Origin of the sequence: Alkalihalobacillus phoenicis (assembly GCF_047302405.1) — a bacterium.
Lineage (GTDB): Bacteria > Bacillota > Bacilli > Bacillales > Bacillaceae_D > Alkalihalobacillus.
The window spans coordinates 4773891-4786653 of sequence record NZ_CP154853.1; the positions used below are offsets into that span (position 1 = coordinate 4773891).

A 12763-nucleotide genomic window follows, 5' to 3' on the forward strand; every position below is an offset into this window, starting at 1 on the left:
AAAAGGAGTGCAAAGAAAATGGTTAGAGTAACGATCTGGAATGAATATGTTCATGAAAAGAAGTTCGATGAGGTTAGAAAAGTTTATCCGGACGGGATTCACAATGCAATTGGGAATTATTTACTTGGTGAAGGGCTTGACGTAAAAACGGCGACTTTAGAGCAACCCGATCATGGCTTAACTGATGAAGTTCTCCGTGATACCGATGTTCTGCTTTGGTGGGGGCATATGCATCATCACGAGGTAGATGATGCAGTTGTTGAAAAAGTACACCGTCGAGTTCTCGATGGAATGGGATTAATTGTTTTGCATTCTGGTCACAACTCTAAAATTTTCAAAAAATTAATGGGGTCAGATTGTCGGTTGAAATGGCGAGAAGAAGGGGACAAAGAACGACTATGGGTGGTTAAACCCAATCACCCGATTGTAGAGGGAATTGGCAATTATATTGAATTAGAAAATGAGGAAATGTATGGAGAATATTTTGACATTCCTGAACCAGATGAGCTGATTTTTATTAGTTGGTTTACGGGTGGAGAAGTATTTAGAAGCGGTTGCACATACACACGTGGTAAAGGGAAAGTCTTTTACTTTAGACCTGGACATGAAACTTATCCTACCTATTATAACCAAGATATTTTGAAAGTGATAAAAAACAGTATTCATTGGTCAGCGCCATCCGAGATAAAGCCATTGGTATTCGGTCATGTGCAATCAATCGAACCCGTTAAGCAATAGTATCAACGATTCTGATTTCTTCATTGTTTGGAAAGCTATAAACGTTTTGAACCTATGGGTAAGTGGAAGGATATTCGGAGAAAAAATACGGGGGGTGCTGGCATGGGGGTCAGATATGGAATTATAGGAACTGGAAGAATGGGTTTACATCATGTAAATCAGTTAAAGCAAATTGAAGGTGCATCGATAATAGCTGTTTGCGATGAAATAGAACAAAATACCGATGAGTTAGTGCGTTTGACAGGGGCTATTGCTTATACAGATTACAAGGAAATGATTGAAAAAGAAAAGTTAGATGCAATATATCTTTGTACACCAGTAAAAGACCGTGTTCAACAAGTGAAGATAATTGCTGAAAAGAAAATTAATTTGTATATTGAGAAGCCATTAGCTTCGAGTGTAGAAGAAGGCGAAGAGATTGCTCGCATTGTTAATGAGGCTGGTATTATATGTTCGGTCGGATTTCAATGGAAGCATATGGATATCGTGAAGATGGCAAAAGAAATAGTAGGTGATGAACCGATCACCTTAATCACAGGCAGATGGTATTGGACTGTCCCATTAAGAAAATGGCTTCATTATCGGCATATGGGAGGAGGGCAGGTATTCGATCAAAGCATACATTTAATTAATTTAAGTAGTTATTTCTCAGGTGAATTTGATCATTTATATGCTGCTTTTACTCAAAAAGTAACAATTGGAGAAATAGAAAATTGGGACGGTTATAGTATCACGGCTAAGTTCAAAAACCATACAGTAGCAAACTTCTATTCTACTTATGGGTTGTATCAAGAGCTTGAAGAAGAACCCTTTTTGGATATTATTCAAAAAAATAGGTTATTAAGAATTCATATTACGAGAGGAAAATTGATGGTCAAAACCCCTGGAAAAGAAGAGATGTTCTATTCACAAGATAAAGTCCAAAATATTGATAAGAATTTTCATGAAGCTGTTCAATCAGGGAATAAAGGAAAAATACTAACGACAGTGGAGGATGGTCTTCATACTTTAAAAGTTGTATTAGCTGCTAGTTACTCAGCTAAAAACGAAATGATTGTGAAGCTAGATGAATTTAACCATTTTGGTCTCCATGATCTCTATGAAACTAATGAAATGACCTCTTAGATAAAGGTAGATTGAATAAGGGGGTGATTCAGCTGTAGTGAGAAGGGAAACAAATCTTGAACTATTGTCATTCCATTTAATTTTAGGAGGGTAAATAATGAAAGCGTTTAAAAAGGGGTTCCTATTGATTGTAGTTTTATTGTTGTCGATGACCTTTCTTTTAGCTGCTTGTAATTCAGATGCAGCTAACTCATCGGAAATTGAACTCACTTGGCTCGTTCGGAGTGATCCGGCTGTTTCCAAGTGGTACGACGAAATGGTTGAAGGGTTTGAAGCGGAAAATCCACATATTAAGGTCAATTTGCAATTAGTTCCCCAAGATGAAATTGACCAACGCTTAACGACAATGATCGCGTCGCGTAATGTACCTGATGTGTGGTCTCCAAACTGGTCTAACTCTGGATTTGCCACTTATAACAACATGGATGCACTATTAGATTTAACCGAATTTTTAGAGAGAGATCCGAAAGTGTTAGAAGGAATTCCGGAAAATATTGCAGATATTTATAATGTTGATGGTGGCACTTATGGAATACCTATGTCGAATACAACATCATTGCTATTTTACAACAAGGATCTTTTTGATGAAGCAGGAGTCGAATATCCACCTATTGATTGGGATGATACATCATGGGATTGGGATGCGATGGTAGAGAAGGCAAAACAACTTACAAAGGATATTGGAGATCCAAATAATCAAGTATTTGGCGTCATTAATGAACAGCCGCCTACTCGCTCAGCGTGGGTTTTTGGTGGAGATTTCTTTTCGGAAGAATCTTATGAAACGGGAAAAATCGATGAGTTAAAGATCTTATCAGATCCTAATAACAAGAAATCAATACAGGCCATTTATGATTTAATTTATGAGCATAAAGTATCTCCTAATCCATCTCAATTAGATGCGGTTTCACAAATTGGAAATCCATTTATGACGGGAAGAGTTGCGATGAATATTGGAGGTGGTTGGGGATTTAGGAACTATATTGAGGCTGATTTCAGGTGGGGAGTTGCTGCGATTCCATTTGGACCTGATGGAACAAGAGAAATTCCGGTCTATGCTGATCCGTGGACGATTAGTAAAGACTCTAAGCACCCTGAAGAGTCTTGGGAATTGATTAAGTATTTAACGAATCCAGAGTATGGAGGCAAACGTTACGCTGAAATTGCGATGTCGTACCCTGCCAATCTAGATATAGCTGATGTATGGTATGATGCGACAACCAGTCTTGCTGAGATTTCAAAAGAAGAGTTAAGTGAAGCATATGAAGGATCAGTAAGGTATGGCCGACCGACAGATAATCATTTGATAGAGGGGTTTTCTGTCATCTTAAATACGATAAATCAAACAATGGATTCAATATATAGTGGGAATATTGAAATTGACAAAGGGTTAGAGACAATTGAGCAAAATCTAAGGGCACTAGATTAGTCAATGCCTCCAAAGTCATTATAAAGTAAGTTCTGATCATACGTAAAGGATCTTGCTTATAAAGCGCTGCTAACGGTGAGGATTGCCTTACTAGGTAAGTTTCAAAGTATTAAAAAATGTTAAAGACTCAATGTTGAAATAGATATATTCATTCAAACACCGTTTGAATGAATATATCTTATAAAAAAGAACGGAAAAAGGGGTGAATAAAAAGTGGGAGTGCAACGTGAGATTAATGAAGCAGCTGTGCAAAGTCTTAAAACTAAGAAACCGAAAAAAAGGAAGATGGGCTCAGAGCGCAGTAAAGAACAGCTGGCTTTCTGGTTGTTTCTTTCCCCTTGGGTTATTGGCTTCATATGTTTTATTGGGGGCCCAATGGTAGCATCTTTATTTATTAGTTTTACATCATATAATGTCATAACTTCTCCTGAATGGATCGGGTTTCAAAATTATTCAAGGCTATTTCAAGATAATCTTTTTTATCAGTCGTTAAAAGTAACTGGTTATTATGTCCTTCTAGCTGTTCCGTTCACAATCATTGTTAGTCTATTATTGGCGGTACTTTTAAATATAAAGGTAAAAGGTCAAGCTTTTTTTCGAACCTTTTTTTATGCACCGACGATCATATCGGGGGTATCCATCGCTTTCTTATGGGCATGGTTATTGAACCCAGATTTTGGAGTAATTAACGCAACCATTTATCAAATATTCGGAATATCAGGTCCGGGTTGGTTTAACAGTTCAACTTGGGTAGTCCCCTCTTTTATGTTAATGAGGTTAACAATGCTAGGGTCGACGATGGTAATCTTTTTAGCTAGTTTACAAAGTTTACCGAAAGAGTTGTATGAGTCTGCTGCTATTGATGGTGCGGGTAAAATCACACGGTTTATAAAGATTACGATTCCTTTGATTTCACCAGTTATATTGTTTAATACAATCATTGCGATTATTAACACTTTTCAAATCTTCACAGAAGCTTATGTGATTACACAAGGTGGACCTGAGTGGGGCTCTTACTTCTACGTTCTTTACTTATTTGAAACAGCATTTGCACAATTTAGGATGGGTTATGCCTCTGCCCAAGCGTGGATATTATTCTTCATAATATTTGTATTTACTATGCTTGCCCTGTGGATTTCAAGAAGAACAGTACATTATGAATACGACAGTAAACGATAAAGTAAGGAGGAGAGGGTTGTGAGAAAATTACTTCCGAAGAAATGGTTTCAAAAACCACTCAAAACGGATGAACTTAGTCCCGCTGAAAAAGTGTTTTCTTATTGTTTATTAATCATTTGTCTAATTATTTTTGCATTCCCTTTTATTTGGATGCTTTCTACTTCATTGAAATCAATCGGTCAAGTCCATAGCATTCCTAACGTTTGGATTCCTTGGCCACTGCAGTGGGAGAACTTTGTTCAGATTTTCCGTGATGCTCCATTTCTTAGATATTTATGGAATACGAGTTGGTACACGGTAGTCACTGTATTTGCAACGGTTTTTACTTCTTCTTTAGTTGCCTTTGCCTTTGCAAGATTAAGAGCGCGTGGGAAAACAGTGCTGTTTGCCATTGTGTTAAGTACAATGATGATTCCTCCTCAAGTAGTAATGATTCCACAATACCTGATCTTTAACCAATTAGGTTGGGTGGATTCGTACTTGCCACTTGTTGTTCCATCATTTGCTGGTAGTGCTTTTTTAATCTTCTTGCTTCGTCAGTTTTATATGGGAATTCCTCGTGAACTAGATGAAGCCTTAAAGATTGATGGAGGAGGGTATTTTACCCTTTATTTCAAAATTATCCTTCCTCTATCAGTTCCTGCTATGGCAACAGCAGCTATATTAGAATTTATGTACAGATGGAATGACCTGATGGGGCCACTTATTTATATAAACAGTCAAAGTAAGTATCCTCTTTCTTTAGGGCTGGCTAACTTTACTGCTGCGTTTGGTCAAACTCCATGGCATCTTTTAATGGCAGCTTCTTTAGTGGCCGTCATACCACCTCTATTACTTTTTTTCTTCTGTCAAAAGTATTTTATTCGTGGCATTGTGATTTCAGCATCGAAATAATCCGTTAAAACATATTTACAAAATCTAGTAAAGGGATGATTATCTATGAGAGAAAAATTTGCTGTTCAATTGTATACACTGCGTAACGAAATTAAAGAAGACTTTCCGAGTGTTTTGAAAGATTTAAAGAAGATGGGCTGGTCAGCTGTGCAAATGACCATTCCAGAAGGCTATAAAGCTGAAGAAATTGCCGAACTTACAAATGAGCTAGGTATAAAGACCGCTGGTATGCATTTTTCGATCGAGCGTATTCAAAATGATCTCGATAATATCGTAAAAGAAATGGAGTTATTTAATACAAAAGATCTTATTTGTCCATATTTGACGGAAGAATGGAGAAATGAAAAAGGCTATAAGGTCGTAAAAGAGACCCTAACTGAGGCGGCCAATAAATTAGCACCAAAAGGCTATAGAGTAAGTTATCATAACCATGCATTTGAGTTTGAAACAGAAATATATGGAAAGAATGCACTTGAATACTTAATAGAACCAAGTGAAACGAATCAGATACTAGCTGAATTAGACGTCTATTGGTTAAAAAAAGCAGGGAAAGATCCCCTGACATTTATTCAAAAATACGCGAATCGCATGCCGATTATTCACTTAAAGGATATGACTGATGATGCTGAACAAACGTTTGCTGAGGTTGGATCGGGATCGATTGATTTTGAACCGATATTAAAGTGGTGCGATAGGTCGGGGGTCGAGTGGTTAGTCGTAGAACAAGATCAATGTTCGGGGGAGCCCATGGATAGTCTACAAATTAGTTTAGATAATTTAAATAATATGGTAGCTGTTTTGGAAAAAAAGTAAGAGGTATGGTTAAAGTCACAGAAGGGAGTAATCACCTATGTACGAAGGAATTCATCATGTCTCACTAAGTGTAACTGACCTGGATAGGGCTAGAACTTTTTATACTGACATTCTAGAATTTAAGGAATGTAGACGTCCAAAGTTAAAATCTAATGGTGCTTGGTACCAAATAGGTTCTACTCAACTTCATTTAATAGAATATGAGGGTAAAACACTTAGAAGAACGACAGAAATCGATAAAAGTGATGGTCATTTTGCTGTTCGAGTGACCGATATGAAGGAAATGACAAGAAAATTACGTGAAGCTTCAATAGATTATGAAGAAGTACCTAATAGTAAGACAGGTTGGCATCAAGTATATGTGACTGATAGGGATGGGAATATTATTGAATTTAATGTTTAATAGTGCAATCTGTGAAGCGATAGAATATTTGGATAGGAGAAAATGATGAGAAAATTAATTTCTTACCCAATGAATAGTAATGACCCAGGGTGGCCAAATAATCCCAAAATGAAGGTATCTCCCTTTACGCAAATTGCAAATGGAGATACCACTAATCAGTATATTATTGAATTTTTTAACCATTTTGGTTCACATATGGACGGCTCTAACCATTTTGTCGATAATGGACCTAGATTATATGAGACTGATATTAATATGTTTTTTTATGATGCCCCTTTATTAATAGATATTGAGAAAACGTACGGTGAATTAATCCATACAACTGACTTAATGAAATACGAGAAAGAAATTGAACAAGCAGACTTGTTAATGATTCGGACTGGATTTTCACAGTTTAGAAGGGAGGATCCAAAGGGATATTCTGAAAATGGACCAGGAATCACATCAGATGCATGTAAATATTTGGTTGAACACTTCGTAAATTTAAAAGCTGTAGCTTTGGATTGGATTTCTTTATCATCTTATCCACACCGAAAAGAGGGAGCTTTGGCGCATCAATATTTACTAGGCGAGTTTCAATCGAGGTTTTTATTTATTATAGAAGATTTAAACTTTGAAGGATTAAATAATAATACGTTGAACCGGGTTGTTGCGTTGCCACTTTTAATTGAAGGTATAGATAGCGCACCATGTACAGTTGTAGCTGAAATAAACATAAAAGGAACCCATTCCTAGAGGATAATGTTGTTGGATGTGACGAACGCTTATATTGTAATCGGGGAGTGTGAAGATTGGCTAATGATGATTTGCAAGGGAAGTTAAAAAGAATTCGAGCGTGGTTGAAAAAAAAGAGTTGTGATGCTGTACTTCTTTCTAGTCAGGCAAGTTTCTCATGGCTGACTGGAGGTAGAGGGTACATTGGAATCGCATCACAGAGGGCTTGTGCACAATTTCTGATTAGCAATGACCAATTTATAGTGTGGACGGATAATATAGAAAAAAAACGACTTTTACAGGAAGAGCTCGTTGATATTCCTTGTGAAGTACATGAATTTAACTGGTTTGAATCAAATCAAATAGAACGAATTATCAATTTATATATTCCGGCTAACAAGAAGCTCATATATGAAGAAGATGTGCTTTCAGACTTATCTCACTTAAGGTATCCACTTACTGAAACTGAGAAAAATTCATATAGGCAACTAGGCAAAGATGTGGCTGTTGCACTTGAACAAACTTGTTATAACCTAAAAAGAGGAGACAGCGAGCTAGAAGTGGCAGCTGACTTATCTTTTCGTTGTATTCAAAAGAATATAGAACCAGTTACGAATTTAATTGCTGCTGATCATCGTATTTTTCAGTACCGACACCCATTGCCTACAAACAATATAGTGGATCAATATGCGATGGTTGTAGTTGGGGGACGTAGAAAAGGTTTAATTGCTTCTGCCACAAGGTTAGTCCATTTCGGAAAAGCATCTGCGGATGTTCTTCAAAGACATCGGGCAGTTACGAAAATAGATGCAACAATTATTCAAGAAACGCGTCCAGAACGTAGGGTTGCTGAGTTATTTAAGGGCCTTTGTGAAAAATATAAAGAGCACGGCTATGACAATGAATGGAGATTGCACCATCAAGGGGGACTAACAGGCTATTTGCCAAGAGAGTATCGTGCCGATACCCAAACAAAGCAAATAGTAGAGGCTGATCAGGCTTTCGCATGGAACCCGTCTATAAGCGGAGTGAAATCAGAGGATACAATTTTGGTGACTGCGAATGAAAATGAAATATTAACGCGAACAGGTGATTTTCCAGAAATTGAAATCAACGTAGACGATAGTTTTATTTTACGACCAGATATTCTCATTCGTAAGTGGTAAAGAAATTTGTGCCCTCTCTACTCACATAAACTAATATACAATCCAAATACTTATATATTTCGAGTTCAAGGGGGGAGGGTTCTAAAGTGTAATGTTTATAATGAAGTAGATTAGGTTATAGTGAACAATAAAATTTCAACAAAATGTAAGGGTGTTTGACCGACGAGTGGGAGATCTTCTAAAATTTTCTTCTAATGTATATATTAATTTACAAGGCTTTGGCATATATTTGTCGAAGCCTTGTTGTTTTTGTACTTGGCATAGATGAAGGATCTAGGGTCAAAGTCAGTAGTAACAGAGCGAAAGTAAAGGTAGTAAGGGCGACCTAACTACCTGAATGAAGTCGGTGGCAAACTTCTGCCCAAAGGAATATGAATCTTATATAAACACCTACTTTGATCATACAGTCATAACCTATTATTTACATAGTAAGAAAACAAAATAGGGAAACACGACATTCCATTTTTCAAAACAATCAAAGGGTACTGCTCATATCGAGAGAATTTCTAAAGGATTTGAAATCTATGATATCCTATTGGAAAGTCTGTTATAAAAGAAAATCAAACAGTACATCCGTGATAAAGAGATCGAGGCGATTCAAACTGGCATAGGGAAGCACTCAAGGTGCTGGGTGCCACATACAAACCTTTTTTAGGATTTAATCTTTTTACATGTAAATAGTAAAAAAGAACATCATAATTTATCGGACTTCCAAATACCAATTTCAAGAGGTGACAGGTACCTGTCTCTCCTATAAAATTGGAGGGGGAGGGGTGTCTAGTGTTTAAAGATAAAATGGAGAGTTTAAACACCTTCTATCATCAAAAGTTATTTAGGAGAGATTTGCTCGCGGGCCTCACGTTGTTTGTAATGCTCATTCCTCAAGGGCTAGCTTATGCGATGCTAGCGGGGCTTCCGCCAGTTATGGGGTTGTATGCCGCGACAGTTCCGTTATTTATATATGCTTTATTTTCTTCTTCCAAACATTTATCTGTTGGTCCCGTAGCGATTACATCGTTGCTTGTTTTTTCAGGTGTCTCGACTTTGGCGGAACCGGGTTCGGGGCAATATATTTCACTTGTTTTATTGCTGGCTGTTATGGTCGGGGTTGTCCAGTTTTTGCTCGGTATTAGTAAACTCGGCTTTATCGTCAAATTTATTCCTCATTCGGTGATGAATGGCTATACTTCTGCCGCCGCGATTGTCATTGGATTAAGCCAGATGAATCATCTGTTAGGAATTCAAGTTGGAAATCATTTGCAAGTTCATTCTATTCTTATCGAAATTTTTGAAAAGATACTCAAGCTTAATTTTGTGACGTTGTTCATTGGAATGATTAGTATCCTTTTTTTACTTATCTTAAAACAAAAAGCTCCGAAGCTACCTGGAGCATTAATGGTCGTCGCTTTGTCGACATTGCTCGTTTTTTTCTTTCAATTAGATAAAAGTGGTGTGCAAATAATAGAGGATGTTCCTCAAGGCTTCCCGCAACTTGTTGTGCCTGAATTCACGTTGGAGGCAGTCAAACTTCTTTTCCCAATGGCCGTGACGATTGCTTTGCTTGGTTTTATGGAATCTTTAGCGATTGGAAAAGCGATTGCGAAAAAAGAAAAATACAAAATTCATCCAAATAAAGAATTAAAAGCTTTAGGTTTGTCTAATATGATTGGGGCTTTCTTTCAATCATTTCCGGTCAATGGTAGTTTTTCGAGAACGGCTGTCAATCACCAATCAGGCGGAGCCACTCAAATGGCCTCCGTTATAACGGGTGTTTTGGTTATGGTGACATTATTATTTTTTACCTCCTTCTTTTATTATTTACCGAACGCTGTGTTAGCTTCGATTATATTAGTTGCCGTTTATAAATTAATTGACTTCAAAGAGATGAAGCATCTTTTCCAGGTGAAGCCGTTTGAAGGCTGGATTTGGGTCACAACCTTTCTCGTGACATTATTTGTCGGCATTCAATGGGGCATTTTAATTGGGGCGATTTTTACGTTAGTGTTGTTATTAAATCGCAGTTCGAAACCAGCGATTGTCGAATTAGGCTATGTTAAAAGGGAGAAAACGTTTCGAAATATTAAGCGCTACCGAGAAGCTATCACATCAGATGAAGCTGTTATTCTCAGAATTGATGCCAACCTCCATTTTGCCAATATCTCTTTTGTAGAAGAAAAAGTAAAAGAGGTCCTCAAAACAAGGAAAAAGGCGAAGTGGTTAATCATCGATATGTCAGGAGTTAATGATGTTGATACGGTTTCGGTGGATACGTTAGAGGAAATGATTAATTTTTACCGGAGTAAAGGGATTGTCACGTTGTTTGCCAGTATGAAAGGTTCGATCCGTGATACAGTCAATACGGTACATTGGGATCAGAAATACAAAGAACAGCGGAATCACTTGCCATTAGAACAACTGTTGAAAGCTAAAGGGATTAGGATGGAAAAACAGGAAGAGTATTTGGATTGGATGATTTAATTCGACAGATGACAGGCATCTGTCGAACGACGCGTCTTATAATTAAAAAAAGCATCCCTGGCGGATGCTTTTTTAATTGGACAGAACCAAGCAACTCATTCTATTTCAACTTCTTCATTATTTCATTTATTTTAACAAGAATAATAATGATGATTATAAATTGAATGAACTGAAGGATGATAAGAAAAGCTGGTGAAAATAAAAAGGCATAGAAATTAGGAAAGATAACCATTCCTAAAAAGGCAACATAGGCAATAAGTAAAAAGGTGATTATTTTTTTGAACATCAAATTTCCCCACTTTTATAATGAATAAAAGGATCATAGAATATTTATTTTCCTTCCGTCAAATGAGAAAAAGAAAGGAAATGCAAGAAGGGATAATCTATTTGGAGGTATGGGGAAGTGAACTGGTTTGAGTGGAAATTAAAGCAAGATGTCTGTACTTGAAACATAAACAAAAAAGCATCCTTGTTGCGAAGATGCTTTTTCAACGTTATTCGAGTGATTTCTTCGACAGGTGATAGGCACTTGTCGAACTGCAGACACTATATTCAATTTTTGAACACTATTCAATATTTGATAATTCAATAAATGAATGGTTTTTAAAAATGTGAGCGTTTACATAAATGAGGTTGAAAGATAATATTCTACTCATCACCACGACCTGTTTTGTGGAGGCCACTGAAAAAGTAGGTTTTAGTTTCTAATGGATGTAATGTAACCCTATTTTAACGAGTAGACCGTTTTTCAGTGGCCTCGGTTTGCAAACTAGGTAATCATAATTTTGATGATGGGGGGTTTTTAATAAGGTTTTTGGATTAACTGTCTTTTATAGAAGGGAGTGGATACTTTTTGTTAGAACGACCGATTAACAATAAGAAGAGCTTGACCTTAGAAAAACAGAGTTTTATTCCTAGGTTAGTTAGCCATATTAAATTATATTATCAACTTTATCTAATGGTCCTACCGGCTTTTCTGATTATTCTCTTGTTTAATTATGTTCCCATGTATGGGTTGCAATTAGCCTTCCGCGAATTTGATCCATCTAAAGGAATCACGGGTGGCACCTTTGTAGGGTTAGAGTATTTCCAAAGGTTTATCAACTCTCATCAATTTTGGGATTTAATGAGGAATACGTTTCTGATTAGCTTTTATTCATTAATTGTAGGGTTTCCGATTCCTATCATGATCGCGTTAGTATTTAATCAAATTAGACATGCGGGCAGAAAGAAATTTATCCAGACGGTAGCGTATATGCCGCACTTTATTTCGGTCATTGTTGTCGTAGGGATGATTATGATTTTCTTATCTCCATCATCTGGACTTGTCGGTAATGTATTTAGCTTATTTGGACTAGAGCCTATCAATTTTATGGGGAAACCGGAGTATTTCCGCTCGATCTATGTGCTTTCGGACGTATGGCAGCATGCGGGATGGAATAGCATCATCTATATTGCGGCACTAGCAGGTGTTAGTCCTCAGCTATATGAAGCTGCGAAGATTGATGGGGCAAGTCGGATGCAACAAATTAGAAATATTGATATCCCACACCTGCTCCCGACTATTATCATTTTATTAATTTTAAATGCAGGGAGTTTATTAGGAGTAGGATTTGAAAAGATCTTTTTAATGCAAAATTCAATGAACATACCTGTCTCTGAAGTACTGGAGACCTATGTATATAAAATCGGGATCATGTCAAATCAAATCAGTTATTCCACTGCAATTGGGTTATTTAATACGATGATCAATTTCACCATTCTTCTTATCGTCAATAGAGTTGCTAAAAAAACTAGTGAAACCAGTCTTTGGTAGAAGGGAGA

General features: G+C 36.9%; 12 protein-coding genes. 11 read left to right on the plus strand and 1 reads right to left on the minus strand.

The window, feature by feature from the left end:
* Nucleotides 1-18 precede the first annotated feature (18 nt).
* From AA0017_RS22290 to AA0017_RS22335, 10 genes are all read left to right on the plus strand, one after another.
* Nucleotides 19-738, plus strand: coding sequence for a ThuA domain-containing protein (locus tag AA0017_RS22290; RefSeq protein WP_413378153.1), 720 nt, complete (start codon nt 19-21; stop codon nt 736-738).
* A 102-nt stretch (nt 739-840) separates the two neighbouring features.
* Nucleotides 841-1863: a Gfo/Idh/MocA family protein gene (locus AA0017_RS22295; protein ID WP_413378155.1), complete on the plus strand. Its 1023-nt coding sequence runs from the start codon at nt 841-843 to the stop codon at nt 1861-1863.
* A gap of 97 nt (nt 1864-1960) precedes the next feature.
* Nucleotides 1961-3292, plus strand: coding sequence for an ABC transporter substrate-binding protein (locus AA0017_RS22300; RefSeq protein WP_413378157.1), 1332 nt, complete (start codon nt 1961-1963; stop codon nt 3290-3292).
* A 213-nt stretch (nt 3293-3505) separates the two neighbouring features.
* Nucleotides 3506-4471, plus strand: a complete 966-nt coding sequence (locus AA0017_RS22305) for a carbohydrate ABC transporter permease (protein WP_413378159.1) — start codon at nt 3506-3508, stop codon at nt 4469-4471.
* An 18-nt stretch (nt 4472-4489) separates the two neighbouring features.
* A complete protein-coding gene (locus tag AA0017_RS22310; protein ID WP_413378162.1) occupies nt 4490-5365 on the plus strand; it encodes a carbohydrate ABC transporter permease in 876 nt (291 codons plus the stop codon).
* Between the two features lie 45 nt (nt 5366-5410).
* The gene (locus AA0017_RS22315) at nt 5411-6178 is read left to right on the plus strand and encodes a sugar phosphate isomerase/epimerase family protein (RefSeq protein ID WP_413378164.1); all 768 of its coding nucleotides are present in this window, start codon (nt 5411-5413) and stop codon (nt 6176-6178) included.
* A 37-nt stretch (nt 6179-6215) separates the two neighbouring features.
* Nucleotides 6216-6581 carry a VOC family protein gene (locus tag AA0017_RS22320; RefSeq protein ID WP_413378166.1) on the plus strand — a complete coding sequence of 122 codons (366 nt, stop codon included), beginning with the start codon at nt 6216-6218 and terminating at the stop codon, nt 6579-6581.
* 45 nt (nt 6582-6626) lie between these two features.
* Nucleotides 6627-7316 (plus strand): cyclase family protein, encoded by a 690-nt coding sequence (locus AA0017_RS22325; RefSeq protein WP_413378168.1) that lies wholly within the window; start codon nt 6627-6629, stop codon nt 7314-7316.
* 56 nt (nt 7317-7372) lie between these two features.
* Nucleotides 7373-8461, plus strand: coding sequence for a M24 family metallopeptidase (locus AA0017_RS22330; RefSeq protein ID WP_413378170.1), 1089 nt, complete (start codon nt 7373-7375; stop codon nt 8459-8461).
* A gap of 780 nt (nt 8462-9241) precedes the next feature.
* Nucleotides 9242-10939, plus strand: a complete 1698-nt coding sequence (locus AA0017_RS22335) for a SulP family inorganic anion transporter (RefSeq protein WP_413378172.1) — start codon at nt 9242-9244, stop codon at nt 10937-10939.
* Nucleotides 10940-11039: 100 nt separating this feature from the next.
* Here AA0017_RS22335 and AA0017_RS22340 read toward each other — a convergent pair whose 3' ends face one another.
* Nucleotides 11040-11225: a hypothetical protein gene (locus AA0017_RS22340; RefSeq protein ID WP_413378174.1), complete on the minus strand. Its 186-nt coding sequence runs from the start codon at nt 11223-11225 to the stop codon at nt 11040-11042.
* 672 nt (nt 11226-11897) lie between these two features.
* Here AA0017_RS22340 and AA0017_RS22345 point away from each other — a divergent pair.
* Entirely contained in the window at nt 11898-12755 is an 858-nt protein-coding gene (locus tag AA0017_RS22345) for an ABC transporter permease (RefSeq protein WP_413382780.1), read from the plus strand.
* Nucleotides 12756-12763 lie beyond the last annotated feature (8 nt).

Bases quoted from the DNA above. Each gene is read 5' to 3' on its own strand.
- AA0017_RS22290 (WP_413378153.1), top strand. From the start codon at position 19: ATGGTTAGAGTAACGATCTGGAATGAATATGTTCATGAAAAGAAGTTC.
- AA0017_RS22295 (WP_413378155.1), top strand. From the start codon at position 841: ATGGGGGTCAGATATGGAATTATAGGAACTGGAAGAATGGGTTTACAT.
- AA0017_RS22300 (WP_413378157.1), top strand. From the start codon at position 1,961: ATGAAAGCGTTTAAAAAGGGGTTCCTATTGATTGTAGTTTTATTGTTG.
- AA0017_RS22315 (WP_413378164.1), top strand. From the start codon at position 5,411: ATGAGAGAAAAATTTGCTGTTCAATTGTATACACTGCGTAACGAAATT.
- AA0017_RS22320 (WP_413378166.1), top strand. From the start codon at position 6,216: ATGTACGAAGGAATTCATCATGTCTCACTAAGTGTAACTGACCTGGAT.
- AA0017_RS22325 (WP_413378168.1), top strand. From the start codon at position 6,627: ATGAGAAAATTAATTTCTTACCCAATGAATAGTAATGACCCAGGGTGG.
- AA0017_RS22340 (WP_413378174.1), bottom strand. From the start codon at position 11,225: ATGTTCAAAAAAATAATCACCTTTTTACTTATTGCCTATGTTGCCTTT.
- AA0017_RS22345 (WP_413382780.1), top strand. From the start codon at position 11,898: ATGGTCCTACCGGCTTTTCTGATTATTCTCTTGTTTAATTATGTTCCC.